Consider the following 25721-nt stretch of genomic DNA (forward strand, 5'->3'; position numbering starts at 1 on the left):
TGTTGCTGGTAACTTTTAGATTCTTAGCTATGCAAATTATGTGTAGTATCAAAGTAACTAGATAAACTTTGATAAAGGCCAAGTAATGTAAATTATTTGGCCTTTTTTGTTAGCTGTTTTTTGGCACTTCAATTCTAAATAGTACCGTATAAAGCACTGGCACCACGATTAACGTGAGTATGGTGGCAAAGCCTAAACCAAACATGATGGTGACCGCCATTGACTGGAAGAACACATCAAATAACAGTGGGATCATGCCTAAAATAGTAGTGATTGCAGCCATTGCCACAGGCCGGACACGGCTTACACCGGAATCAAATACAGCTTGATAGGGGTCTTTGCCTTCACTGAGTTCGAGGTTTATTTGATCGACTAACACAATGCCATTTTTTATCAGCATGCCGCTTAGGCTCAGTAAGCCAAGCAGAGCCATAAAGCTAAATGCTGCATTCATTAATAATAAACCCGCGCTGACACGGAATAAACTAGACACCCATTTTAATTTTGTATTTTATGAAATTGGAATAAACTAGACACCCATTTTAATTTTGTATTTTATGAAATTAAAGGCTAAGTTTTAGTTAGTTTAAAAAATAGCCGGGGTGTATTATGGCAGTCGCAAGAAAACGACAAATAAGCTTGGTTGATACAAAATATTATCACTGTATTTCACGTTGTGTGCGCCGTGCATTCTTATGTGGCGAAGACCGTTTTACAGGTAAGTCTTACGCGCATCGCAGAGGCTGGGTTGAAGAAAAGTTACTTATGCTTGCCAAGGTGTTTTGTATTGACGTGTGTGCTTATGCAGTAATGAGTAACCACACGCATTTAGTCCTGTACGTTGATGACAAAAAAGTGAATCGATTAAATGACAAAGCAATTGTTATTCGTTGGCATAAACTGTGTAAAGGCACTTTACTCACGCAAAAATACATACAAGGTGAAAAGTTAAGTAAGGCAGAACGTATCTTTTTTAATCAAACAGTGAAACAATATCGAGAGCGGTTATCCAGTATAAGCTGGTTTATGCGTTTGTTAAATGAAGACATTGCACGAAGAGCAAACAAAGAAGATAAGTGTACAGGTCGGTTCTGGGAGGGTCGCTTTAAATCACAAGCTTTGTTAGATGAAGCAGCACTTGCAGCGTGTATGGCGTATGTGGATTTAAACCCGATTAGAGCTAAAATGGCCAAAACACCAGAAGAGTCTGACCACACCAGCGTACAAAAAAGAATAGACAGTGCAACGATAAGTAAGCAACCTAAACAGCTATTACGCTTTGCAGGTATGCCACGTCAAATTATGCCAAAAGGGCTACCGTTTGAACTTAAATCGTATCTTGATCTTGTTGATCTAACAGGACGAATAATGCGGGAAGACAAACGCGGCTGTATTGACAACAACCACCTTCCTATACTTGAAAGACTCAATATATCCCCAGAAAATTGGTTAAAGCTCACCACACAATTCACGCGCGTATTTCATGGTGCAGTTGGCCGGCCGTCATCACAAGTAAGTTATTGTGAGAACTTAAACAGAAAACGGCGAGCCAATATAAGTAATTGTGAAAAGCTATTAGCATAAAACTTAAATTACTTAGTCGAAAACTTGAAACGCAATTATGCAGTTATTTCTATGCGTGAAATTTGAGTTTAATAGTGATAATTACTTATTAACTGGATGAAATGAAGTAACGCAGTCGTAAAAAATCAATTATTAGTCTAAAAAAATAAATCTAGTGACAGAGCTTTGCTTGTTGAATTAGAGTGAGTGTCCAGTTTAGTTTGAATATAGCTAACCACTCCCACAAGCTCTCCTTGCTGGTTAAACATTGGACCGCCTGAATTGCCTTGATTGATCGCCGCATCTGTTTGTAAAAACTCAAGCTTAATATCATTGTTACTTGGGTGAATGCGCCTACCGCTTAAATGGCCAACGGTAAGCGTGTGACTCAAACCATAGGGGGTACCAATAATAAATACCTCTTCACCGATACTCGTTTTATCTGAATCAGCAATTTGTACGGCTTTAAAATCACCTTCATGACTAATAAGCTTGATTAAAGCGATATCAGCTGGCGCATAACTGGCTAATACTTTTGCTTGGAAGTGGCCACGTTTAGGCACATCAATAGTTAGCTCATCAGCGTTATCGACAACATGGGCTGCAGTTAGAATAAGCCCTTCGTCGTTAATAATCGTGCCCGTTCCTAAACTACTCGCGGTGGTATTAATCGCTTTATCATTTTGTATACGCTGTAAGTTTGTATCAGCGTAAATAACCACTACCGATTGATCGAGTTTTTATAGAAACTGCTATAATCCTTGGCTTGTGTAATGCTTGTTAATAAGCCCAAGCAAACTATTAATAATATTCTCATTGGTTATCCTTAGTATAAAACCTTTAACTAGTAGACCTCAGGAATTTATAAATGTACAGCGAGTCGTACTAATATGGTTACAAAGCCGAGTAAAAAAAATGAGCATGAGTATAAAACAGATTGTATAGGCCAATGCCATCGTTTAAAAGGTTATTGCACCGGCTGCGGGCGTACCAGTGAAGAGATTTTTGATTGGATTATTTTATCTGATAGCGAAAAAAAACGAATATTAGCAACACCGCGTACGGATAATTAACCCGTTCTGATCCCTTGTTTATACACGATTATCAATGCGACTAAGTGCCTACGCAGTTTGATTAACCACTAATAAGGTTTTTAAATAATAAAATTAGTGGGTTAGATATTTTTTTATAATTTTTTTTGTATGCTCGTCTGTTAAAATTCCGACATGCGTTGCATCAATCATATAGACTTGTTCAGCTTCTAATTGGGCTTCATAAAACAGCTGGCTTTTTAATGTTACCGCCCCATCATTTTTTTCAGAGATGATCATTTTATCCCCTGCATAGCTTGCAAGCAAAATATGGGAAAGTCCTTGCGCCATTTCATGCTCGTAAATACGTGATAAATATTGGCTTTGTGGATCCAGATCTCGCCAAACAGGAGCAACGACACTCGCATTTTCTACAGCGAAATGGGCAGCATTATCTCCTCCCCATGGAGTTGAGAGAGTGATAAACAAATCAATAAAGTTGGGGTGATTCTTATAAGCTAAAAATTGTATTGCACCGCGTGAGACTAGCCCGCCCATACTATGCGCTATAATCACTATATTGTTATCTCCACTTCGTTGCTTTATATCAATTAAAGCCTCGCCTAAATAATAAGCAGATACAGACAGTGAATTTGCGCTTGGGTAGTGGTGTAGAATAATTTGATACTTTTCTTGATCAATACTGGCTATAAATTGACGCCAAATAGCGGGTGAGCTATTGATCCCATGCACTAGCACTAAGGGGATTTTCTTATTGTCCCATTTATTTAATAAATATGTACCTGAACCAATATCTTGTGAAAAGCTATACGGTTCCCACATTCCTTTATATGCGTTTTCATTACTAAATCTTGCATCATCAAGTGTAACAACCTCTAAATAGTTGTGTTTAGGCAACAAGCTAGTTGTTTTTATATTTTCTATTGTTAAATCAAGCTGGTATTGGGTTGGCAGTGTTGTGCTAGTGAGTTTCAGCTTTTCTGCTGCAAGGCGGCTAGAATAACTATTATCGGCAACATCGCCTTGGGGCAGTTTATCAAGCTTGACTGTCGTTGCGATCGCTGTCTTTTCTCCTAGTTGATATTTATAGTCTTGATTCGCATCTTCAAAAGCAATTAAATCGTAATCACCTTGTGGAACAACAAAATAGACATTTTGGCCTGGCGCTGCTGTGCGATAAGCAAAAAATTCTGCATTATCATCTCTATCTTTTTTAAAAACTGAAATGATTAAATGAGAACTGCCTAAAGATTCAGCCGGCTCAATGTATGCCTTAATGACAAATTGGTTATTTTTAGCACGTTCTAATTCATCTTCTAGAGTAAACATAGAGCATGCTGTTAACATGAGCATCGCAATTAAACACCCTGACATCCCATGTAAGCGTTTAATTTTATTATATTTTTTATTCATACCAACAACTCCATTTGCTTCATAAACATCACTAACTTGAAACATGCATAGTTCAAGACATACTAGGTAAGGTAAATGTATTTCCTATAATATCAATAAGTAAAAAGTTAAGGCTAACAAGCAAGAACGAAAGTCGTTACATATCGCCATAAATTCTCAGCTGTATACGCCGTGAGTTAATACACAAATGTAACTTGCATTAAAATATGCTAATTCGTAGCAACATATTTAATACCTAGAAAAAACGTGAGTAAATTAAACTAAGCGAAAAACTTGTATCGCTATCAACCAAAGGACTGTCACTAATGCTCGAACCATGCATTGTGTAGTCAAGATTCAAGCGTGTAAATCCACCAAGAAATATTGGTGTGCCAATTGATAATCCAATCTTAGTATTTATAGCACTATCAGCTTCATAAGCAGGACGAAAGTCACCGACTTCATGCGCACCAACACCATAATAATAATTTACATGATTCGCATCTAAATAACTGACACCTATGGTCGGCTCAATAAAGATTGGGCCTTGCTTAAAAGCACGTCCAATTGATGATTTTATCTCATAACCGTCAGATCTGTTTAATATGTCAAACATTGATGACAAATTCACTTTCCAGTTACTTTTTTGATAAGTTAGTCCAAAGCCACCATCAAAGGAGAATTTCCTTTCGTCCATACCTTCAAATATATCACTATCGTTACTGTCAAAACCTTGAAACCTTGGTGCGGCTTGTATGGCAAGCTTGAAACCTTCTTTTTGTATTAAATCATAACTAATAAAAGGGCCGAGTGCTGAAAATCGTTCACCTCTGTAACCTATAATAGGCAACGGGATAACACGGCGATCATAACCCTTGTAAAGCTCTTGATTGATACCAAGCCCAAAACCATATAACAACCCTTTTGGCTCAATTCGCTTTCGGATCTCACCTCGTTCATCTTCGCCTGTATTTGCAAAAGCAGATACACTGATCAATGCTGTTAAATTCAATAAACATGCTAAAAAATATTTCATATACTTTTCTTTTATCCTTTAATAATAATGAAGTTAACACAAGCGTATTGTCTATTCGATTTAACTATGCTGTTAAATTGTAAAAAAATGTTCTCGTCATCTAATAGTAAAATATAAATGGTATTTTAATCCCATAACGGCTTCATACTGACATTTAATATCGGCTTTTTAGTAACCAAGGTCGCTAATCAAAGCATTAATAAATACTCAGTAACTTAATATATGTCGTTGTTGTTTAAAAATAGCAGCAAAAGATGAGGTGTTACTTAAGTGAGAGGATAATACTTTGTGTGCACAACCACTTAATAAAAAAGGAGGCGAAGCTCCTTTTAAATCAGGTTAAATTCTATTTAGTTAAATTTGGATGCTCAACACCCATCCACGCTTTAAATAACGCCATTTGCTGCTCTGTTGCAGCTTTATTTGCCACTACTTTTTTAGGCTTATCAAAATCTTCAGAAAGCGTTAGCGTAGTTTGTTGAAGTGCATCTCGGCGTATAAAGTCAACAGTAACCTCATCACCTGCTTTAAAAGTTTCAAGGCTTGCAGTTAGATCTTTACCTACATGCTTTTTATTAAATGCGATAACTTTATCTTCACTTGTTAAGCCTGCTTGCCATGCTGCACCGCCACGACGAACATAAGAAAGTGTTAATAATCCACCACTATTTTTTGCAGTCGCATCAATACTGGCTTTATATTTAGCATCACTTGGGCGTTCAAAAACTAACCCAACTTTATTAAGTAATAGATCAAAATCGATATTGGCTGGTGCATCAACATTGCTTGCCCACCAATCGCTATAATCACGCCCTGTTAAATCATTTAGGATGCTTTTTACATTTTCAGCAGTAAAGCCTTTAGGTAGTTTATGCGTATTATAAAGTGCACGATGTACGTCACGATAACTTTGCTGACCATTACTTTGTGATAATAGGTTTATATCCAAAGCCATTGAAATCAATGAGCCTTCAGAGTAAATATTAGTACTGTAATTTCGTGCATGGTCGCCGCCTTGACCTATCCACTTATCGAAGCTGGTTGCAGTAGCGCTTTGTACTTCACGGCCAGGGGTTTGTAAGTGACGGTTGATGGTTTTGCTTAATACTTTAAAAAACTCATCTGTAGTTTCAATCCCTGAGCGCACCATAAGGTGATCTTCAAAATAGCTAGTTGAGCCTTCAGCAATCCACAGTAATTTTGAGTAATTCATATGCGTGTAATCATAAGGTGTTAAACCTTTTGGACGATATGCTTTTACATTCCAAGTATGAATAAATTCATGGGCAGCGGTGCTGATAAAGGCTAAATGGTCTTCACGCGATCCAAAACGATCTCTTGGCCGTTGTATAATGGTCGAGTTTATATGCTCCGTTGCCCCACCTGCTCCTGACGTTGCATGTACCATAAAGACATAACGCTCATATGGATAATCATCCCAAATTACATTACCGGTAGTGACTAGCTTTTTAAGGTCAGTTAGGACTTTTTCTACATCATAGTTTCCATCCCCCCAAATAACCAACTCATACTCTCGACCGTCAACCGTAAACTTATGAAGTTCGTTTATTCCCGTTTCAATAGGGGAATCGACTAGAATATCGTAATCTGCGGCTTTAAAACTGTGCTTTGAAGCGGCATTATCCATACCTGATACAGAGCGCCATTCTTTAGGTACGTCTAAATTAACTGTCACTGGTTCTTGTCTAAAAGACTCACTAAACATAAAAAATCCAGAAGCGTCAATAAAGGCGTGACTGTCATCAATATGGCGAGCTCTCTTACCTAGTTCGTTAGCATAAACTTGATAATCAACGCTCACTTCGGTCGGCTCATCTAAATGAATACGCCACGTACTGGCGTCTATTTTTTCCCATTTTAAAGCTTTGCCGTCTTCATCTTTGGCCGCAAAATAACGCACACCATTTGCTAAGTTTAACATTTCGTAACGACCTGTTCGCCAAGCAGGTAATTTTACATCAAGATGAGCTTGCGCAGTTTCAGGAAATTCAACATTTACATCGCCTAGGTGGTGCTCTGGCTGTGACACTGATAATGAATAATTTACATCAGCAAATACACTCGAAGAGAAGGCAGCCAATACCGACAGGGCTAATAACTTTTTCATAAACACGCTTTTTATTATTTAAAAATGATTAATTAAAGACTAACAATGATGGTATTGAATGTGAATTAAAAGCGATAAATAGCAGAACACATCAGCTCAATGAATAAAAAACCCAACTAAATAGTAAGTTTTGAACTTTGCGGGTATCGCTAATGAGCAACTTAATCTGGCAATTGAGCTTACTTTAAAAGATAAAGCCTCAGATGAAATAAAAGTAGTTAGGAATAATAATACAGAAAATGACCCAATTAATGCTTTGCTTGGTTTTGCTGTTGAGATTATTCGAATCATTACTAAAAATCTATGTATAGAACGTCAATCAGCTCAAAGCCTTTTAGGTTAATTAAATCAAACTATCTAAGAGTTAAATAATTCTATAATTGCCACTAATAAGCATTACGAATCAACAGGCCAGGAATTTGATAAACCTAATAAACGCATAGAAAATAAAAATATAAAAGCTGACTGCACCAACTCATAGCGCGACCACAATTTCATCATTAAAAGGTTTAGTTGATAACGAACTAAAACCGTTAAATCAAGATTTAATTGAAAAACAACGCTTAGCGCAATAAGATAGACAAGCACTAATAAGAACCTTTGACGACATTAGCCAGCGGGTCGAAAGCTTAAACGAACAACGCTTTAAAAATATGCTAGATGGATTACCTAAACAGCCCAATTGCGCAGCATTTAATGGACGCTTTCACCATGAGTTTCATTTGTTTAATGTACAAGAATCAGATGTTAAGCTGCTCGTAATTAATGTTGATCACTTTAAGTTGATTAACGATAAATATAGTCACAGCGCGGGTTATAAAACTTTGCAAGTGATTGCCAAAGTATTACAACACGCGGTTTGTCAATCTAACTTTATTGCTCGTTATGGCGGCGAATAATTTGTTTTACTGATGCCAGGTATAATACTAGATAGCGCCAGCATCACACTTGAAAAACTTTGTAAGGGGATTAAAAATACTCCTTTTAAATTTAAAGATACCCAAGTGCAAATTACTGTTTCGCTTAATGCAACACAATTTAAAAAAGGCGACACGCCGCTACAGGCTTTTGACCGTGCTGATGACGCGCTTTATACAGCAAAGAAAATAGGACGTGATTGCCTTTGCTTTAATTGATAAGTTACTCAAAAATGCACCTTCCCCCTACTGCTTTAAGCAAGGAGAATGCTTATGTTAATACAGTTAAACCCAACAGGCGTACTTGATTTACTATCACAATTAGAAGTTGATTTATTAGAACAATCTTCTACCAGCGAACGCTATAAGCTATTTAGAAACTGCGTTTTAGCAGTTCTTAATGTTGGCAGTCATACAGATTCTAGCCTTGAAATCTATAACAAATATGAAGACTTTGATATTCGTGTAGTTAGCCGTGAACGCGGTATTAAAATAGAGCTTGCCAACCCACCAGCAACCGCCTTTGTTGATGGCGAAATAATTACTGGTATTCACGAACATATATTTTCAGTTATTCGTGATATTTTATTTATTTGCCAAAAATATGAAAAAGATCTCACCGAGCAAAAAGCCATTACCCACATGGTTTTTGATATGCTTAGAAATGCCGGCTCTCTTAAAGTCCATAGCGAGCCGACTATGATCGTCTGCTGGGGTGGGCATTCTATCAATGAGGTTGAATACAAATACACTAAGCAAGTCGGCTACGAGCTAGGTCTACGTGGTTTAAATATATGTACTGGGTGTGGCCCTGGTGCAATGAAAGGCCCAATGAAAGGCGCCACCATCGGCCATGCAAAGCAACGTAATACAAACAACCGCTACTTAGGGTTAACTGAACCAAGTATTATTGCCGCTGAGCCACCGAACCCCATAGTAAATGAGTTGGTTATTTTACCCGATATTGAAAAGCGCCTTGAAGCCTTTATCCGTACAGCCCATGCTATTATAATTTTTCCAGGTGGCGCAGGAACAGCTGAAGAACTTCTATATTTATTAGGAATTTTATTACACCCAGATAATCAAAAGCAGTGCCTACCTGTTATTCTTACAGGACCTAAAGAAAGCGAAGATTACTTTATTGAGCTGTGTAAATTTGTTGAGCTTACCCTTGGTAAAGAAGCATTGGCAAAGTTTGAAGTTATTATTGATGATCCGGCTTTAGTGGGCATTAAATTAAAATCAGCAATGAACAATGTGCGCGATTATCGTAAAAGCCAAGGCGATGCTTATTATTTCAATTGGACTCTTAAAATTGATAACGATTTTCAGCAACCATTCGCACCAACTCATGAAAACATGGCAAGCTTAGACTTGCACCTTGATCAACCAAAACAACAGTTGGCGGCTCATTTACGTCGAGCATTTTCTGGCATTGTGGCAGGTAATGTAAAAGATGAAGGCATTCAAGCTATTAAAGAACACGGTCGCTTTGTATTAAGTGGTGAACCTGATTTAATGCAAAATATGGATAAACTATTACGCGCCTTTGTAGAGCAAGGGCGTATGAAATTACCGGGAAGTAAATATATTCCTTGTTATGAGATAAAAGCTTAAGGGTTATTGTGACTACCACTTTACTTTTAATAGATGCGCTGAATTTAATTCGGCGTATCTATGCAGTTGATAGTAACCAAAATCACCCCAGTGACCAAGCAATGCTTGCTCAATGTAGTGAACGTGTGGCTCAAGCATGTAGGAAACTAATAAATGTTAGCCAAGCAAGTCATGGCGTTGCAGTTTTTGATGGCGATAAAAGCTGGCGTCATCACTTTTATAGTGAGTACAAAAGCTCCCGTGCTCCCATGCCTGATCTTTTAAAAGATAACTTAACTGTATTTAAAAGCGCAATTGAAGAAATGGGGATCACCGTATTTGCGCCAGCACACGATGAAGCCGATGACGTCATTGCGACTCTTGCTCACAAAGCTGCAAAGAACCAGGTAAAGAGCATTATTGTGTCAACAGATAAAGGGTTTTTACCGAGTTTAAATGAATATATATCGGTCTACGATTACTTTAAAAGATGCTATCTTGATAGCCGAGATATCAACAGCAAGTTTGCTGTAGAGCAGCATCGCTTAATCGATTTTTGGGCACTTGCCGGTGATAAAACCAACGATATACCCGGTGTAAAAGGTATTGGTAACAAAACTGCTCAACAAATAATTAATAATTATGTAGATATAACGCATGCGCTTAATGATGAAAACTTAACGCAAAGCGTAAAAGATAAGCTATCTATCGGCATGGATAACTACATAGTATCAAAACATCTTGTTACGTTACGAACTGATATAAAGCTAGGTTTCAGTCTAAAGCAATTACGACTGAGTTAATCGTATTCTAGTAGCCCTGAATTTTCATGTGGCGTATACTAGTTTTAAGTTATATTTTGTGAGTGTAAGATGTTTAAAAAGGTTTTTCGTTATATTGTTTTAGGCTTAGGTGTTTATGCACTTATCGCCATATTAGTGATCACTTTTTATAAAGACGATCCACAAGCGATGATATGGCAAGACAGAGAAGCTTTTAATAAACGTTACATCGCAAAGTTATCCATTGAACAGCCTGTCGAGTTAGACTCAGTGCTCGACTATTTAGGCAGTCCAGATTTAACCTATGCTAAAAGAAACAAAGACAGCGCTTTGCAGATTATCTTTTATCGTACACAACATGTTAAATCAGACGGTATTACTACTATTGATGAATGTACGGGCTTATTGTTCAAAGACGGGGAACTCATTTTATGGGGCCCAAGTGCCTATGATGCCTTTAACAAGCAACCTTAAGGTTTAGTGTATCGATGGATGACGTTACACCACAAAAGTAACAAACTAAAAATAAACCAACAGCTTAGTTGAAAATAAAACTCTTTATATTTAGTGGAATATTACTCCTTGATAGTTCGTATGCACAAGCGCTTATCAACTCTGAATTTAAGCAAAAACAGCAGTTAGTTTATATACTAGTCAGCTCAGTTCTGGCTTGGTATAAACACATGGTCTTATATAATTAGCTTATAAATACGTTTATAATCTAAAACTATATAAAGGTTACCAAGTTGAATAATTTAGCGACAAATAACGCAACTATCGTGGTTTTTACTGGAAAAATGATGAATAAATTGCTATAAAAGCCGCTTGAATTTTCAGGCTCAATTCACGTAAAGCCCTAACAAGCGTTCACATAGTGCAATATGTGATATTTACGTGCTTATCTATCCAACTCGTTATAGGAAAAGTTAATGGCTACACAAACCATCACAGTGCTCAAAGGCGACGGCATTGGCCCAAGTATTATCGACTCCGCACTTGAAATTCTTAAAGCTGCAGGCTGCAATTTTGACTACGAATTCGTGGATGCAGGCCTTGCTGCTCTTGAAAAAACGGGTGAGTTATTACCACAAGCCACTATTGATACTATTGCTCGCAATAAAATTGCTTTAAAAGGCCCATTAACGACCCCTGTTGGTGAAGGCTTTACTTCAATTAACGTTACTTTACGTAAACAGTTCGGTTTATACGCTAACGTTCGTCCGGTAAAATCTTTCGTTGGTACTAAAGCGCGTTACGATGATATTGACATCATTACTGTCCGTGAGAATACCCAAGGTATGTATTCTGGTCTTGGTCAGGTTGTTTCTGAAGATGGCAACGAAGCACAAGCAATGTCGATGATCACACGCGAAGGCGCTGAGAAAATTATTACTTTCGCCTACGAACTTGCTGTTCGTGAAGGGCGCAAGAAGGTAACAGCTGTCCATAAAGCCAACATCTTAAAGTCAACTTCTGGTTTATTCTTAAAAGTAGCTCGTGAAGTTGCTGAACGTTACCCAGAAATTGAATCAACAGAAATGATTGTTGATGCAACTTGTATGAAGCTAGTCATGACTCCTGATGAGTTTGATGTCATTGTTACTACAAACTTATTTGGTGACATTTTATCTGACTTATGTGCTGGTCTTGTTGGTGGTTTAGGTATGGCGCCAGGCGCTAACATTGGTGAGGATGCAGCTATTTTTGAAGCAGTTCACGGTAGTGCTCCTGATATTGCAGGTAAAAACCTTGCAAATCCAACCTCTGTTATTTTAGCGTCAATTCAAATGCTAGAGCATTTAGAAATGGGCGAAACTGCTGAGCGTATTCGTAGCGCTGTTGCCGATGTTATTAAATCAGGCGACCGCACAACACGAGACTTAGGCGGCAGCCACGGCACAACTGACTTTACTCAAGCCGTTATCGATCGTTTATAGAAATATCAATCCCTAAGCCACTTAAACTATGAATGTTTTTGTGTATATAATAAATAAAAACCAGTTCACTAAACTGGTTTTTATGTTAAAAACTACAACCTTAATTAGCAACGTTTATAAACTAGTTTAACCTAAAAAATAGCCATGAAATATAAGTACTCACCGGATCATAACTACCTATGAGATTAGATATTTCAACATTACCACAACCCCACACATAACTATATTTACCTGCTCCTGCTTTCATCAAAGCAAGCAAACTTAATCTCACTAATTGTTAATGGCTCAGTAATCTCTGATTTCAGAATTCATTCCAACCGTTTAATCATCTTCTTCATGATGCATTCAAAAGCAGCTAAGAATCACCATGAGTATACTCAATATTAATTTGTGAAATAGACATAATTTCTTTAATTAACGCGCTTATACATCACTTATCTATTAAAAGTTATAACATAAAACTATTTTTATAGAATTTTAATGCAAATTAAAACTCAGAACGGTTGACATTAGTTAGTAAAACCCTTAAAAATACAGTTATAAAATAAATTATTTATTGCTGCATGTTTTACTGTGGCAATTTCTAATATTAATTCAATTTTTGAGAATAAAAGCACATATGAAACACTCAACTTACCTAGTCAATGTACTCGTAGTGGTCTTAGTGATAAGACTAACGGGGAGTTATTGAAAGGTGAGATTTAGCTTTTAAAAAAACCCCCGCCAATATCGGGGGTTTTTTTATGCATTAAAAATGTACTACGTGGCACGCAGAGGAATGAGGATGACTAAACAACAATATAACGGCTCCGAACTAGTAGTTCGCGCCCTTAAAGAACTACAGGTTAAATATATATTCGGCTACCCCGGTGGCTCGGTCCTTGATTTATATGACGCACTTTTTCAACAAAACGATGTTGAACATATTTTAGTACGCCACGAACAAGCTGCCACTCACATGGCCGATGGGTATGCCCGTGCAACCGGTAACGTTGGGGTAGTACTTGCCACTTCAGGCCCTGGTGCGACCAACTGCGTAACGGGTATTGCTACAGCCTATATGGACTCAATCCCGATGGTGGTGCTATCAGGCCAAGTCCCGACGAGCTTAATTGGTGATGACGCATTCCAAGAAACCGATATTGTTGGTTGCTCACGGCCAATAGTAAAACACAGCTTTAATTGTCGCAGCGCGAAAGATATTCCCAGCATTATGGCTAAAGCTTTTTATATCGCAAGCACAGGTCGTCCTGGTCCGGTTGTAGTTGAACTACCAAAAGACATGCTAAACCCTGCGCTAAAATTTGACTTTGAATTTCCAGCGACAACAGAGCTAAGAACCTACAACCCGAACACCAAAGGCCACCCAAAGCAGATTCGTAAAGCGGTAACAGCTATTTTAGAAGCGAAAAAATTAGTTATTTACTCAGGTGGCGGGATTATTATTTCAAATACATCTGAGCAGCTTACCCATTTAGTAGAGTCACTTAATGCGCCAATTACTAATACCCTAATGGGCTTAGGCGGTATTTCAGGAGTACATCCTAACTTTATCGGTATGCTTGGCATGCACGGCAGTTTAGAGGCTAACAAGTCCATGGCGAATGCCGATGTAATACTTGCTTTAGGGGCGCGATTTGATGATCGTGTTACCAATAATGTTGAAAAATTCTGCCCTAATGCCACGATTGTACACGTTGATGTTGACCCAACGTCAATTTCAAAAACTATTAAAGCGCATATTCCTGTCGTTGGCTGCTTAGCCACCGTGCTTGAGCAATTACAAACTGCAATTGATAAAAGTCCAATTAACATTGATCGTAGCGCACAAGAAGATTGGTGGCGTCAAATTATCAGCTGGCGTGAACAAAAGTGCTTAAGCTATAGCAGCGAAGGCGATAAGATCAAACCTCAGGCAGTAATCGAAGCTATTTATAAAGCCACCGATGGTGATGCTTATATCAGTTCTGATGTAGGCCAACATCAGATGTTTGCGGCGCAGTATTACCCGTTTAAAAACCCACGCCAATGGATAAATTCTGGTGGTCTTGGCACCATGGGTTTTGGGTTACCCGCCGCAATGGGGGTCAAATTAGCCTTTCCTGCTAAAGAATCTATTTGTGTAACCGGTGATGGCTCTATTCAGATGAATATTCAAGAGTTATCAACCTGCCTACAGTATAACTTGGCAGTCAAAGTAGTTTCACTTAATAACCGCTCACTAGGGATGGTGCGCCAGTGGCAAGATATGATGTACAGCGGCCGTCATTCATCTTCTTATATGGAATCATTACCTGACTTTGTTAAGCTGGCACAAAGCTACGGTCATGTTGGTATACGCGTTAATACCCTAGATGAGTTACAGCCAGCGATTGATAAAGCCATGACAATAAACGACCGATTAGTATTTTTAGATATTTGTGTTGATGAAAAAGAACATGTTTATCCAATGCAAATTAAGCTTGGCGGCATTGATGAGATGTGGTTACGTAAAGGAGTGAAAGCATAATGCGACGTATATTATCTATTTTACTTGAAAATGAACCGGGTTCTTTATCACGCATAGTGGGTTTATTTTCACAGCGTTCTTATAATATCGACAGTTTAACCGTTGGCACTACTGACGATAAATCATTGTCGCGTATTACCATCACCACCATGGGTGATGACCGTATCGTTGAACAAATAACCAAACAAGTGAATAAACTAGTCGATGTGCTAAAAATTATCGACTTAACTGAAGTGAGTCATATCGAGCGCGAATTACTGTTAGTTAAAGTATTTGCCCAAGATGAAGCTACCCGTGCTGCGGTTACTCGTGTGGTTGATGTTTTCCAGGGCGCGATACTTGATATGGGTCGTAACACCTACTCGCTGCAGCTTGTCTCTAGCACTGAAAAAATAGAATCGTTTTTAGATACTCTGCGCCATGAAAGCGATATTGTGGAAGTCGTGCGTTCAGGTGCTGTAGGCATTGGCCGTGGTGATAAAGCACTCAAAGCTTAAAATCTCCCCTGTTCACCAAACACAAAAAAAGGGCTAACAAGCCCTTTTTTATTAATAAGTAAAAACTTATTAAGGATTAACTTGGTCTTTAAGACCTTTACCCGCTTTAAAGCTTGGGATAGTTGCTGCTGAGATTTGAATTTCTGCACCAGTTTGTGGGTTACGGCCAGTACGTGCAGCACGTTCTTTAACTGAGAAAGTACCAAAACCAACTAACGCGACTGAATTACCTTCTTTTAAAGAGGTAGTTACTGCGCCTGTGAATGCATCAAGAGCGCGGGTTGCTGCTGCTTTAGAGATTTCTGCATCCGTCGCGATTTTTTCAACTAATTGAGCTTTATTCATTTGTAAATTCCTATTCGTTATTATTTTGCCTTCGCAAAACCTATCTTTATGCATTTTTTAAGTATTGGCAACAGCAAATTGCAATTTTTGCGTAAATTCTTAAAAAATGAGTAAATTATAAATAATTTTCAGTAAAATACCGTCATAAACTTAAACTTACCTGAACAATCGCGGTGATTTCAAGTTATATAGCGGTAAACAATTATTCAAGCTTCTCGATAACTAAGGTCACTTCCCCGACCTCGACGCCAAACTTAACAGTTGACGTGCGGTTTATCAAGCGTGATTGTGTTACCAAGTACATCCAATCATCAAAACGCGCTTCAATAGTATCGCCATCGTAAGGTAATTCGACCGTGTACCCCCACTGAAATACACTGCCATTGCTTGAACCTTTAGCAGTTCCTATTACATCACCAGCTGTCCCCGTTAAGGTATTATCTTCATTTAAGGTGATCTCCCAAACTCTTCGCTGTGTTTCACCATCATCATAAGTAAAGTCTTCTTCTATAGTCCCTGTATTGCCTTGCCAGCTCGCGCTTAGCTCAACAACAAGCTTACGGGTTAATTCACCTTTATAATCTTGCACAACCCCGTACGCTTTGAGTTTGCCGTTAAAGAACTGTTTAAAATTAAATACAGGTTCGCTGCCTTCATAATGCTCAACTTTTGGTGCTGTGCAGCTTGTCAGCAGTAACAACAAACTGACAGAGAGTAACATAGTGAAGTATTTCATATTAATTTCCTATTATTGCGAAGAAGTTGTGACATGAGCGGCTAAAGTTAACTATTGCCCTACAATTATTGACCAATTAACTGCTTTCTCATTGTTGGCTCTGATGTACCACTTGAAAGCCAAATAGCTAAAAAGTCATCAGCAAAGCCCTCCCCATCAACTTGACCTAGTTTCTCATCGTTAAAGTAAAAAGTGCCCTTGCCGCTGTCGTCCGTTATAAACGCCAAAGATTGGCCTTTTTTTATGTCGGGCCAAAACTGCTTAAGCTGGCTGTCATATTTACCAACAATTGTATCTTTTCCTAAATGAAGCCATTGCTCGTTAGTGGCTTTGATAATGTCTTTCGCGGTAAAGTCGCGCAGATACGTTAAGGTGAGCTTTGCTGGGTGGTCGCCAAACTTATATTGTCCAGTCGGTGTGGCAAGTTTGGCGTCATAAACATCCCAAAACAAATATTCCAATCGAGCTTCGCCAACCGCTTTAAAATCAGCAGCAAAAGAGTTGCTAGAGCACAATAAGGCTAAGGCTACTAAACAGGAGGTTATTACGTATTTCATGGCACTATCCTTTAGATTAAGTTAATTAAATGCCGATAAGCAGCTAGCTCTAGATAGTGCGCGTCAAGTAAGCAGAAATTTTATGGTTAAGCTGCATAATACCATTGAACATCACAGACCACGCTAACCCATAAATAAGCCAAAACTGCCAAGCAGGTAATGGAACAATGAGCACCTCAAAACGTGCCGCCGCCAAATAACTTGCCGGTGCAAACATCGCACACAATAAAATTGAAAAATACCAAGGCAAACGATTCAAAAATTGCATCGAAGTATTTAAACAAAGTAGCAATCCACACCAAAGTAAAGCCAACCAAAGTGGAAATGGCGCAACTTTAAAAGTTAGTAAACCTAATTGCACCATCACATACTCAAAGCTGAGCGCTATTGTTAAACCAATCACAACGAGCAAACCGTCTTGCTTTTTTTGCTTTGACAAGTAAATCATTAGCACGATTAAAAGTAGATTAGGTAGCAATGAATCCCGCTCAAACAGCAAGGCTATAAACCACACTGCTTGAAATAAAATAAAATTAATAAGCGAGTGCAATATCATCACCACAATGGCTAAAGCGCGGCTTACGCGCAACCATATGTACTGTACTTGTTACACGCGTTCTAAACGCGCCCTCACAGTAAGCTAGGTAAAATAACCATAAGCGATAAAATTGCTGATCAAATTTTACTTTATCAATCTCAGGCCAGTTGGCTATAAACCGAGTGCGCCAATCAGCAAGCGTACGCGCATAATGCACGCCAATATCTTTAATGCTGTGCACCACCATATCTGACTGCTCTTTAACTTGCTTATTCATTTCGTCAATACAAGGTAAACACCCTCCAGGAAAAATATACTGTTGGATAAAATCAGAATTCTTTAGATAGTGTTTATAGCGTTGATCACTAATGGTAATAGCTTGAATAAGCATCGCGCCATGTTGGTGCAATAAGTCATTACACTTTTTGAAAAAGCCCGGTAAGAACTCATGCCCTACAGCTTCAATCATTTCAATTGAAACTAACTTGTCAAAGCGTCCCGTAAGCAAACGGTAGTCTTGTTTAAGCAAAGTAATTTTATCAGACAAACCAAGAGTCGCTATTTTGCTCGCAACATAGTCGTATTGCTCATCGGAAATAGTGGTCGTGGTTACATGACAGCCATAATGAGTTGCCGCATGAATAGCGAATGCCCCCCAGCCAGTACCAATTTCTATAACGCTCTCGCCAGGCTTTAAGTCAACCTGTTGGCAAATTAAGTCAAGCTTATGGCTTTGAGCTTGTTCAAGAGTCGCTTCTTTTGATGGGTAAACAGCACTAGAATAAAGCATTTCATCGCTTAAAAATGATGAGTAAAGATCGTTTCCTAAATCATAATGCGCGACGATATTTTTCTTTGAGCCCGACTCAGAATTACTATTTTTTAAATGGTTAAAACGAAAGTAAAGGTTGCTAAAAAAAGCGAACTTTTTCTCAAAAGCATCAAGCTCAGTTTGGTTAATTGCAAATATTTCAATCAGTTCGGTTAGCTTATCGCAGTCCCAATAACCTAAAAAGTAAGACTCTCCAGCGCCAACACTGCCGCTAAGCGCAAACGATTTATACATTGCAGGGTTATTTACCGTTAATTTGACAGATAACTTACTACTACGATCTCCAAAGAGGTGTTCCTCATTTCCTTCAGCTAAACAAACATGACCTGTTTTCAAGCTATTAAAGGCGCCAAAAACTAGCTTTTTATATATTTTTATAAACCAACTATTTGGTTGTTCACCTGTTAAATTGGACACTTTTTCCATTACATCACCTAAAATTTTTAGCGCTAATCTAAAACTAATTAACCACTCTTGCCTGAATGACCAATAAACGGCACGCGTTTACAAAACAGTTTGAAGGCATGTAAATAAATGCCTTTGAAAATACTCCACGTCATTGCAGGGAACTGCTTTAATAACTGCGTTATATTTTCTTTATTAAGATCACGTCGCTGCAACCTTAAAGTTGCGTCAAAAAGTAATTGGTCATCTTTTTTGTTCTCAATATGTATCATGGTGTTATCAGAATTAATTCTTACACTCCAATGATAGTCCATATCAAGGTTCATAAAGGGTGATACGGAAAAGTCTTTCTTAAAGTTCACTTTTTTTTCAAGGGGAACTAAATAGTAATGCCGCTCATTCCAAGGGGTGTTGCTAACCTCCGCCACCATGTGGGTAAATTGACCTTGCAGGCTTTTATAAAAATAAAAATTGACTGGGCTAAAATACACACCTAAACAGCGTAGTTGACCAAGCATATAAACATCACTAAAAGCCTCAGTGACACCTAGTTCTGCTATTTTATTAAACGCACGCTGAGCTAGGGACTTGTCAGTATCACCTTGAGTGTTTATATAATCGGCTTGGTTAAATTTAAGTACTTTAAAGCCAACAGTACCGAGTTTTTTATGGATACCATTTAAAGCTTCAGTTTGCTTAAGGTTAATCCACATCATATAAAGTGGATATTTAAACTGATGTGATTTAACCGCAAACCGACGATGTTTTATGTCGCCGATATAAATCGAGCTAGTCAAACTCAACTCCAAGTTGACGCACAACATCAACAGCGCTTCTTACGCCATCTTCGTGAAAGCCGTTATACCAATACGCACCGCAAAAATAGCTATTATTAACGCCATCAATCTGCTGTTTTTGCTGTTGCGCTGCAATAGAAGATTTATTAAATACCGGATGATGATAAGTAAATTCACGCAATATTTTACTTTTATCAATACCAGTCTGGTGGTTTAACGTGACACAAAACTGCGTATCACTTTTAATACCTTGCAGTATGTTCATTTGATAAGTTACCACCGCCGCTTTATCAGTACTTTCATTTAAAAGGTAATTCCAGCTGGCCCAAGCGGCTTTTCGTTTTGGTAAAAGAGCGGTGTCAGTATGTAGAATTACTGAGTTTTCAGTATAGGGGATGCCGCCTAAGGGATCCCCAGAAATAATCATTAAGTTTCAATTACATCACTCACATCCATATTTTTCCAATCGAGTTTCACTACCACCTGTACGAAATAGGCTAGCCCTTCCAAATAATCTCGCCGTCGCAGTTTAATGGACTGTTTTTTGAAGTATCGCAGCCCAACAAATGCCCATGACACTACTCGTCTTTTTTTGGTTGAATTAGCTTGAAAAGCGCCTGTCTTTCCTGCTTTGTCTATCACTGCCCCCAGCATCATTGAGAACCAATGAACCAGAGTTGCGAGCAGTAAAAGTATGTCTAATCGATTGAGTTTGTTCGTTCTGTGCAGATCTGAGCCTAAGCCGAATCTAACACTTTTTTGATCTCGAAACCCTGCCTCTATCTGCATTCTCATACCATATAGCTTGAGCACTTTTTCGAGAAAATGGTGCCTTTTTGGAAGTGAAGAAACGAGTAGCCAAGGCTCTTTATAACCGCGTTCTTTATCTCTTTTTAATAACTTATGTCCCTTGCCAACCAACACTGCATGCGTTTGATATTTTGCACTTTTGGTCAGCTCGGTCGCGCCAAGATACTGGCTCTTACGTTGATTGCTCTTGAATAGTGACTGGCATGGAACAAACTCATCGCTGCCCTGCGTTTTCAAGTGTGCCGTACCTCGAACTCGGCTAATATAATGCCAGTCATTGTTTCGCACGGCTTTGAGCCAAGGAACTTTAAAGCCCGCATCCGTAACAATAACGGGCCGACAATCACTCGGCAAGATCAGTTTGAGCATCTTCAAGAACCGTTTTTGTACTTTTGGGCAATGATATTGAAAGCTGAATGCACTTTCCTGGTATAAGGTCAAAGAGCGACCTTCACTGACAATGCTAGCACGCAGAATACAGTATTTGGTTTGTGTATCTGCATGACTCCAATCAACCAATATGACGGGATGCTTTTCAGTGACCACAAAACGGCTTAAGCGAACATAAACCGATGTCGATTCACGCAAAAGCTCGTGGTTATTGAGTAGTCGATCAATACGCTTAATATCATGTTTTTCAGTTGTTTTTGAATCCAAATTGCGACCAATAGATGTCAAGGTGCATTGCTGACAGTGCAAAAGAGATTTAACGGCAGCGACTAGAGTATTAAATCTGGCTTTATGAATAGAGTTAGGGGTGACAGCGCGGAGCATATTGTGCAAAATAGTAGACGCATTCATGGTGTTTAGTTCTGTTGTTTTTAAGCGATTCATAAGATCACAAAACACCATGAATGTTCCCTCACTACCCATATTTTTTAACACTATTAGTTCATTGATATATAAAGGCTAATTTTGGGGATACTTTAGGGATGCCGCCCAATATAGCGCTTTCATCTTCAGTTGGATTATCTAATAGCTCAAGCGCTTGATCTGAATGACAAGCAAAAATAACTTTATCAAACTGCTCTACCTTATTGTCATCAAAAGAGATAGTAACGCGCTCTTCGCTACGGGCAATTGATTTAATTGAGCTGTTGAGCTTAATTTTATCAGCAAAGCCTTTAATCAGTGGTGCTATATATTCACGAGACCCCCCCGGAATGACATACCATTGTGGGCGATTAGTGACATCTAACAAACCATGATTAAAGAAAAACTTAACAAAAAACTCAACGCCGACGTTACTCACCTCTTTAATGCTGGTAGACCAAATAGCAGCGCCCATAGGTAAAATATAATGATAACGGAAAAAATCATTAAAATTATGACTATCGAGTAATTGCCCTAGAGTCTCTCCTGGCTGAAAATTATCTTCACTGTGAAGCGATTTACACAACTTATTAAAACGCATAATGTCACTGAGTAAACGCCAAAAACGAGGACGAAATATATTACGTTTTTGAGCAAATAAACTTGCAAATGTATGGCCGTTATACTCAAACCCCGTTTGCTCATTATGCACACTAAAACTCATTTCAGTGGGCTGTCGCTCAACGCCAATACGCTGCAATAACTTTTCAAAATAAGGGTAAGTACGGTCGTTAAATACTATAAACCCGGTATCTAAGGCGTAATTGATACCCGCCACCTCAACATCAACCGTTGCGGTATGACCGCCAATATAGTTATTTTTTTCAAAGACGGTCACATCATAATGTTTGTGTAATAGTTGTGCACAGCTCAGTCCAGAAATGCCTGAGCCAATAATGGCTATTTTTTTCAACGAGATAATCCTTTTGCAAGCTTCAACCATAATGGTAATGGAAGCACACGTAAACATTTTAAAATAAGGGTAAAGCGATACGGAAAATGCACTTCTTTACGCCGCTTTGCCACCCCTTTAATAATGTAGTCAGCCGCTTTTTCCGCGCTCACCGCCATTGGCATTGGGAAATCATTTTTTTCTGTAAGGGGAGTCTTAACAAACCCGGGATGAACTAAACTTACATCCACGTCGGTTAAATCAATTGCTAAGCTTTTAGCTAAATAATCGACGCCTGCTTTTGAAGCGCCATACGCCTCAGAGCGAGGCAATGGCAAATAAGTGACACTTGAGCTGACCAATACTAATTGGCCTCCCGGCTTTATTTTAGGTAAGAAAGCCTCTAAGCAATAACCCATACTTAACAAATTAGTCGTAACTACACGGCTAAACAAGCTGCTATCAAAATTGCGAGCATCATCGATATACTCACAATTACCAGCATTTAAAATAACGCGGTCAAACTGAGTGTAGGCAACGGTTCCACTTTTAATAGCTTGTAAATTAGTGGCATCAAATTGACATGCTTCTATGTTATCTACTTGTGAAAGTTCATAAAGCTTGTCTTGATTACGGCCACAAGCTATAACTGTATCGCCCATTGCCGCATATTTTTTTGCAAGTTCCTCTCCTATGCCTGACGTTGCTCCTGTAATAAGTGTAATCATTATTGTGCTGCCCTTTTATCAATAAGTTTAACAATCGAACCAAGTACTGGTATATGGCGATATAAAAGCGAGCCAACATCGAAATAGTCGCGGTGGCTAATAATTTTACTCTTTTCAAAAACAAGATGGCTATGTCCGTTTACTACTATTTTTTTATGCCCTGCAAGTTTCGGGTGACGATAAACCATAGTCCAATAAACAAAGGCGTGGTCATCACTGGTAAAGCTGTCTGCTATATCAAAGTGACATTCAGTAACATTACTATATAAATTAGCAAAATAGACATGTAAGTTTGCAAGCCCTTTTACCTCATGCAAAGGATCTGTAAAACGTATATCTGAATGATAAATATCATCCAACAGCGCTAAATTACGTTTATTTAGCTGCTGATAAATAGCAATAAACTTGTCTACATCATGCATATAACCCCCTTCAAAATCCCTTTAATGAGCTTTAAACGTATCAAGCGCTCTTTGACGAGCCGCTTTATGATCAACAATGGCTGGCCAATAATTATTTTTAACCGACTCACTTTTAGAAAGATAATCATGCGGGAAGTGAATTTTTTTGTCGGGAATATCAGCAAGCTCTGGAATATACTTACGAATAAACTCCCCTTTAGGATCAAATCGCTCGCTTTGCGTTATAGGATTAAATATTCGAAAGTAAGGCTGGGCATCACAGCCTGTGCTCGCCGCCCATTGCCAACCACCATTGTTAGACGCTAAGTCACCATCAATAAGATGCTCAATAAAAAACTGCTCGCCTTTGCGCCAATCAATTAATAAATGCTTTGTTAAAAAGCTTGCTACAACCATTCTTAACCGATTGTGCATCCAGCCTGTTTCAAGTAATTGGCGCATAGCTGCATCAACTAATGGGTAGCCTGTTTTACCCTCACACCACGCTTTAAAATCGTCTTTATCATCACGCCAATTAAGACCGTTGTATTTTTCATTAAAATTAAAGCCTTTACATAGCTTAGGATACGCAACGATTAAATGGCGATAAAACTCACGCCAAATCAACTCGTTAACCCAAGTAAACAGATTGCTTTTAGCGCTCTTTAGTACATCGATATGAACAAGTTGAATGCATGCCAATAATTGTTGCACACTAACAATCCCCAGTGCTAAATAAGGGCTTAATCCAGAGGTGCCCTTTATGGCTGGGAGATCTCGCGTTTCTTTATAGTTTCCCAATTTAGTATCAATAAACCGCTCAATAACGTGGCTTAGAGTTTCATCATCAACCGGCCATTTTTCTGAGCTGCTGTTTGTATCAAGTAAACTTGGAGCTTGCCAAGTAACTGCACTCGGGAACTCTGGCGGGGCCTGAAAATAAAAGTGCGTATCTTGATACTGTTTAAGCCACGCATTTTTAAACGGCGTAAACACTTTATACATTTCACCACTGTGAGTCACGACAGTACCCGGCCTTGCAATTACATCACCATCAAATAAATACACGTGTATATTGTGTTCATCTGCAAGTGTTAAAAACTGCGCATCACGTGCGACTTCATTAACTTCATATTCTTTATTTGCGTAAACATGTTCAGTTTTATGTTGTTTGCAAAAATCAATCAATGCTTGGCACGAACCACTATAATCGCTAGCGTCAATAATATATAATTGAATACCATTTTCAGCAAGTAACTTACCAAGAAACACTAAGCGACGTTTTAATAAATCGATCTGTATATCAGCAACATGGTGTTGTAGCCACTGCTTGGCAGTTATAAAAAAAATCGCGTCTTTACAGCCACTTTCTATTGCTTGATATAAAGCGATGTTGTTAAAAAGGCGCAGATCGCGCCTAAACCAAAATACCGTTTTCATTAAATTCCGTAGCGTAGTTTTAGTTCGTTAGGGTAAGGGTCAAAGTACACTTGCTTAGCTAAGTATTCGTTTGGGTGGACTTTTAAATGATGTTTTAACAAGGTTAAAGGCACATAAAGCGGCAATAACCCTTCGCGATATTCGTCAATGGCATCACGCAATTCTTGTTTTTCAACTTTTGACAGGTCTTTTTTAAAGTAGCCCTGTAAGTGCATTAATGTGTTGCTGTGATTTTTACGAGATGCGGGCTTTTTAAGGGCACTCATCAAGCCGCTGATATATTCATCTGCTAGGCTAGTGATATCATCACTTTCGTAAGTACCTAATAAATTACCCAGCTTACGGTATGCCTGATAATTATGTGCCATCAGCAAGTATTTATAACGCGCGTGGAATTGCGTTAGTCGATGTACCGTAAGCGGCTCTAATATTAAGTCTTGCCAATGCTTGTAGGCAAATACGCGCATTACAAAATTTTCACGTAAGTGCATATCGTTTAATCGGCCATTTTCTTCACAAGGTAATAATGGGTTATGTGCCATTATTTGTTCAGCAAAAAAACCCACACCTTCTGAGGTATTACCCGTACCAGCTTCATTGTATATTTTAATACGTTCCATGCCGCAACTTGGGCTTTTAGCACAAAAAACAAAGCCACTGAGTTCACGTGTCTGCTCTGTAGCAATTTTTTTTCCGTACTCGGTTAGCTTAGGGCCAACATCACCGGTGCCATCGGGCCGGCACACTTTAATTGTATCACCCACTTTTACCTGCCTAATAGTTGGCCTTGGAATGGGAAGCCCTACAGCCACTTCAGGACAAAACCTCTTGTAATCAACATGTTTTGCCAATTCGTCCATACAAAAGTTAGACTTTTTATGGCCGCTATCAAAGCGCACTTTTTCACCAGCAAGGCATGCACTAATACCAATTTTAATACTCGACTGTTGCATAATAT

The 25721-nt window shown here is 38.6% G+C and carries 24 protein-coding genes and 4 pseudogenes; 10 read left to right on the forward strand and 18 right to left on the reverse strand.

What is annotated here, in order from left to right; translation table 11 throughout:
• Positions 1–109: 109 nt before the first annotated feature.
• Positions 110–487 (reverse strand): annotated as a pseudogene (locus tag ACT3S9_RS17670) (efflux RND transporter permease subunit); the annotation flags it as partial.
• 122 nt (positions 488–609) lie between these two features.
• Here ACT3S9_RS17670 and ACT3S9_RS17675 point away from each other — a divergent pair.
• Complete coding sequence (locus ACT3S9_RS17675) at positions 610–1584, forward strand: transposase (protein ID WP_192543131.1); 975 nt, start codon at positions 610–612, stop codon at positions 1582–1584.
• 137 nt (positions 1585–1721) lie between these two features.
• Here ACT3S9_RS17675 and ACT3S9_RS17680 read toward each other — a convergent pair whose 3' ends face one another.
• Positions 1722–2285, reverse strand: a complete 564-nt coding sequence (locus ACT3S9_RS17680; RefSeq protein WP_441835877.1) for a S1C family serine protease — start codon at positions 2283–2285, stop codon at positions 1722–1724.
• 168 nt (positions 2286–2453) lie between these two features.
• Between ACT3S9_RS17680 and ACT3S9_RS17685 the strand changes: the two genes are divergently transcribed.
• Positions 2454–2636: a DUF1289 domain-containing protein gene (locus ACT3S9_RS17685; protein ID WP_441835878.1), complete on the forward strand. Its 183-nt coding sequence runs from the start codon at positions 2454–2456 to the stop codon at positions 2634–2636.
• A gap of 93 nt (positions 2637–2729) precedes the next feature.
• On the opposite strand, the gene ACT3S9_RS17690 is transcribed toward ACT3S9_RS17685, so the two are convergent.
• From ACT3S9_RS17690 to ACT3S9_RS17700, 3 genes are all read right to left on the reverse strand, one after another.
• Positions 2730–4073: an esterase/lipase family protein gene (locus ACT3S9_RS17690; protein WP_441835879.1), complete on the reverse strand. Its 1344-nt coding sequence runs from the start codon at positions 4071–4073 to the stop codon at positions 2730–2732.
• Between the two features lie 190 nt (positions 4074–4263).
• Positions 4264–5043, reverse strand: coding sequence for a MipA/OmpV family protein (locus tag ACT3S9_RS17695; protein ID WP_441835880.1), 780 nt, complete (start codon positions 5041–5043; stop codon positions 4264–4266).
• Between the two features lie 346 nt (positions 5044–5389).
• On the reverse strand, positions 5390–7171 hold the full coding sequence (locus ACT3S9_RS17700) for a M61 family metallopeptidase (protein ID WP_441835881.1): 1782 nt from the start codon (positions 7169–7171) through the stop codon (positions 5390–5392).
• Positions 7172–7301: 130 nt separating this feature from the next.
• On the opposite strand from ACT3S9_RS17700, the gene ACT3S9_RS17705 reads away from it, so the two are divergent.
• The 8 genes and pseudogenes from ACT3S9_RS17705 to ilvN all read left to right on the forward strand — a co-directional run bounded on the left by ACT3S9_RS17705 (position 7302) and on the right by ilvN (position 15409).
• On the forward strand, positions 7302–7514 hold the full coding sequence (locus ACT3S9_RS17705; protein WP_441835882.1) for a hypothetical protein: 213 nt from the start codon (positions 7302–7304) through the stop codon (positions 7512–7514).
• A 310-nt stretch (positions 7515–7824) separates the two neighbouring features.
• Positions 7825–8307 (forward strand): annotated as a pseudogene (locus ACT3S9_RS17710) (GGDEF domain-containing protein).
• Between the two features lie 54 nt (positions 8308–8361).
• Complete coding sequence (ppnN, locus tag ACT3S9_RS17715) at positions 8362–9705, forward strand: nucleotide 5'-monophosphate nucleosidase PpnN (RefSeq protein WP_441835883.1); 1344 nt, start codon at positions 8362–8364, stop codon at positions 9703–9705.
• 8 nt (positions 9706–9713) lie between these two features.
• A complete protein-coding gene (gene xni / locus ACT3S9_RS17720) occupies positions 9714–10487 on the forward strand; it encodes a flap endonuclease Xni (protein ID WP_441835884.1) in 774 nt (257 codons plus the stop codon).
• Positions 10488–10556: 69 nt separating this feature from the next.
• On the forward strand, positions 10557–10940 hold the full coding sequence (locus ACT3S9_RS17725) for a DUF3192 domain-containing protein (protein WP_441835885.1): 384 nt from the start codon (positions 10557–10559) through the stop codon (positions 10938–10940).
• 455 nt (positions 10941–11395) lie between these two features.
• The gene (locus tag ACT3S9_RS17730) at positions 11396–12403 is read left to right on the forward strand and encodes an isocitrate dehydrogenase (protein WP_441835886.1); all 1008 of its coding nucleotides are present in this window, start codon (positions 11396–11398) and stop codon (positions 12401–12403) included.
• Positions 12404–13187: 784 nt separating this feature from the next.
• On the forward strand, positions 13188–14912 hold the full coding sequence (locus ACT3S9_RS17735) for an acetolactate synthase 3 large subunit (protein WP_441836371.1): 1725 nt from the start codon (positions 13188–13190) through the stop codon (positions 14910–14912).
• Positions 14912–15409 (forward strand): acetolactate synthase small subunit, encoded by a 498-nt coding sequence (gene ilvN / locus ACT3S9_RS17740; RefSeq protein ID WP_441836370.1) that lies wholly within the window; start codon positions 14912–14914, stop codon positions 15407–15409. The genes ACT3S9_RS17735 and ilvN overlap by 1 nt, the downstream gene beginning before the upstream one ends.
• 69 nt (positions 15410–15478) lie before the next feature.
• On the opposite strand, the gene ACT3S9_RS17745 is transcribed toward ilvN, so the two are convergent.
• From ACT3S9_RS17745 to ACT3S9_RS17805, 13 genes and pseudogenes are all read right to left on the reverse strand, one after another.
• Positions 15479–15754, reverse strand: coding sequence for an HU family DNA-binding protein (locus ACT3S9_RS17745; RefSeq protein ID WP_058559313.1), 276 nt, complete (start codon positions 15752–15754; stop codon positions 15479–15481).
• A 202-nt stretch (positions 15755–15956) separates the two neighbouring features.
• Complete coding sequence (locus tag ACT3S9_RS17750) at positions 15957–16490, reverse strand: DUF3833 domain-containing protein (protein WP_441836369.1); 534 nt, start codon at positions 16488–16490, stop codon at positions 15957–15959.
• Between the two features lie 65 nt (positions 16491–16555).
• Positions 16556–17047, reverse strand: coding sequence for a chalcone isomerase family protein (locus tag ACT3S9_RS17755; protein WP_441836368.1), 492 nt, complete (start codon positions 17045–17047; stop codon positions 16556–16558).
• A 49-nt stretch (positions 17048–17096) separates the two neighbouring features.
• Positions 17097–17603 (reverse strand): DUF2878 domain-containing protein, encoded by a 507-nt coding sequence (locus tag ACT3S9_RS17760; protein ID WP_441836372.1) that lies wholly within the window; start codon positions 17601–17603, stop codon positions 17097–17099.
• Complete coding sequence (locus tag ACT3S9_RS17765) at positions 17581–18843, reverse strand: class I SAM-dependent methyltransferase (RefSeq protein ID WP_441836367.1); 1263 nt, start codon at positions 18841–18843, stop codon at positions 17581–17583. Before ACT3S9_RS17765 ends, ACT3S9_RS17760 begins: the two co-directional genes overlap by 23 nt.
• 38 nt (positions 18844–18881) lie before the next feature.
• The gene (locus ACT3S9_RS17770; protein ID WP_441836366.1) at positions 18882–19619 is read right to left on the reverse strand and encodes a DUF1365 domain-containing protein; all 738 of its coding nucleotides are present in this window, start codon (positions 19617–19619) and stop codon (positions 18882–18884) included.
• Positions 19612–20025 (reverse strand): annotated as a pseudogene (locus tag ACT3S9_RS17775) (FAD-dependent oxidoreductase); the annotation flags it as partial. The pseudogene ACT3S9_RS17775 and the gene ACT3S9_RS17770, both read right to left, overlap by 8 nt.
• Before the next feature lie 20 nt (positions 20026–20045).
• Complete coding sequence (locus ACT3S9_RS17780; protein WP_444750800.1) at positions 20046–21263, reverse strand: IS4 family transposase; 1218 nt, start codon at positions 21261–21263, stop codon at positions 20046–20048.
• A 94-nt stretch (positions 21264–21357) separates the two neighbouring features.
• Positions 21358–22215 (reverse strand): annotated as a pseudogene (locus ACT3S9_RS17785) (NAD(P)/FAD-dependent oxidoreductase); the annotation flags it as partial.
• Entirely contained in the window at positions 22212–22922 is a 711-nt protein-coding gene (locus tag ACT3S9_RS17790; protein WP_441836570.1) for an SDR family NAD(P)-dependent oxidoreductase, read from the reverse strand. The pseudogene ACT3S9_RS17785 and the gene ACT3S9_RS17790, both read right to left, overlap by 4 nt.
• Complete coding sequence (locus tag ACT3S9_RS17795; RefSeq protein WP_441836571.1) at positions 22922–23344, reverse strand: nuclear transport factor 2 family protein; 423 nt, start codon at positions 23342–23344, stop codon at positions 22922–22924. The genes ACT3S9_RS17790 and ACT3S9_RS17795 overlap by 1 nt, the downstream gene beginning before the upstream one ends.
• Positions 23345–23365: 21 nt before the next feature.
• Complete coding sequence (gene phrB / locus ACT3S9_RS17800) at positions 23366–24763, reverse strand: deoxyribodipyrimidine photo-lyase (RefSeq protein ID WP_441836572.1); 1398 nt, start codon at positions 24761–24763, stop codon at positions 23366–23368.
• Entirely contained in the window at positions 24763–25716 is a 954-nt protein-coding gene (locus ACT3S9_RS17805; RefSeq protein WP_441993498.1) for a YbgA family protein, read from the reverse strand. The genes phrB and ACT3S9_RS17805 overlap by 1 nt, the downstream gene beginning before the upstream one ends.
• Positions 25717–25721: the final 5 nt, after the last annotated feature.

This window comes from Pseudoalteromonas sp. AOP31-A2-14 (assembly GCF_052378035.1).
Classification (GTDB): Bacteria; Pseudomonadota; Gammaproteobacteria; order Enterobacterales; family Alteromonadaceae; genus Pseudoalteromonas.

Bases quoted from the DNA above. Each gene is read 5' to 3' on its own strand.
- ACT3S9_RS17675 (WP_192543131.1), top strand. From the start codon at position 610: ATGGCAGTCGCAAGAAAACGACAAATAAGCTTGGTTGATACAAAATAT.
- ACT3S9_RS17685 (WP_441835878.1), top strand. From the start codon at position 2,454: ATGGTTACAAAGCCGAGTAAAAAAAATGAGCATGAGTATAAAACAGAT.
- ACT3S9_RS17690 (WP_441835879.1), bottom strand. From the start codon at position 4,073: ATGTTTCAAGTTAGTGATGTTTATGAAGCAAATGGAGTTGTTGGTATG.
- ACT3S9_RS17695 (WP_441835880.1), bottom strand. From the start codon at position 5,043: ATGAAATATTTTTTAGCATGTTTATTGAATTTAACAGCATTGATCAGT.
- ACT3S9_RS17700 (WP_441835881.1), bottom strand. From the start codon at position 7,171: ATGAAAAAGTTATTAGCCCTGTCGGTATTGGCTGCCTTCTCTTCGAGT.
- ppnN (WP_441835883.1), top strand. From the start codon at position 8,362: ATGTTAATACAGTTAAACCCAACAGGCGTACTTGATTTACTATCACAA.
- ACT3S9_RS17725 (WP_441835885.1), top strand. From the start codon at position 10,557: ATGTTTAAAAAGGTTTTTCGTTATATTGTTTTAGGCTTAGGTGTTTAT.
- ACT3S9_RS17730 (WP_441835886.1), top strand. From the start codon at position 11,396: ATGGCTACACAAACCATCACAGTGCTCAAAGGCGACGGCATTGGCCCA.
- ACT3S9_RS17735 (WP_441836371.1), top strand. From the start codon at position 13,188: ATGACTAAACAACAATATAACGGCTCCGAACTAGTAGTTCGCGCCCTT.
- ilvN (WP_441836370.1), top strand. From the start codon at position 14,912: ATGCGACGTATATTATCTATTTTACTTGAAAATGAACCGGGTTCTTTA.
- ACT3S9_RS17745 (WP_058559313.1), bottom strand. From the start codon at position 15,754: ATGAATAAAGCTCAATTAGTTGAAAAAATCGCGACGGATGCAGAAATC.
- ACT3S9_RS17750 (WP_441836369.1), bottom strand. From the start codon at position 16,490: ATGAAATACTTCACTATGTTACTCTCTGTCAGTTTGTTGTTACTGCTG.
- ACT3S9_RS17755 (WP_441836368.1), bottom strand. From the start codon at position 17,047: ATGAAATACGTAATAACCTCCTGTTTAGTAGCCTTAGCCTTATTGTGC.
- ACT3S9_RS17760 (WP_441836372.1), bottom strand. From the start codon at position 17,603: ATGATATTGCACTCGCTTATTAATTTTATTTTATTTCAAGCAGTGTGG.
- ACT3S9_RS17765 (WP_441836367.1), bottom strand. From the start codon at position 18,843: ATGGAAAAAGTGTCCAATTTAACAGGTGAACAACCAAATAGTTGGTTT.
- ACT3S9_RS17780 (WP_444750800.1), bottom strand. From the start codon at position 21,263: ATGAATCGCTTAAAAACAACAGAACTAAACACCATGAATGCGTCTACT.
- ACT3S9_RS17790 (WP_441836570.1), bottom strand. From the start codon at position 22,922: ATGATTACACTTATTACAGGAGCAACGTCAGGCATAGGAGAGGAACTT.
- ACT3S9_RS17795 (WP_441836571.1), bottom strand. From the start codon at position 23,344: ATGCATGATGTAGACAAGTTTATTGCTATTTATCAGCAGCTAAATAAA.
- phrB (WP_441836572.1), bottom strand. From the start codon at position 24,763: ATGAAAACGGTATTTTGGTTTAGGCGCGATCTGCGCCTTTTTAACAAC.
- ACT3S9_RS17805 (WP_441993498.1), bottom strand. From the start codon at position 25,716: ATGCAACAGTCGAGTATTAAAATTGGTATTAGTGCATGCCTTGCTGGT.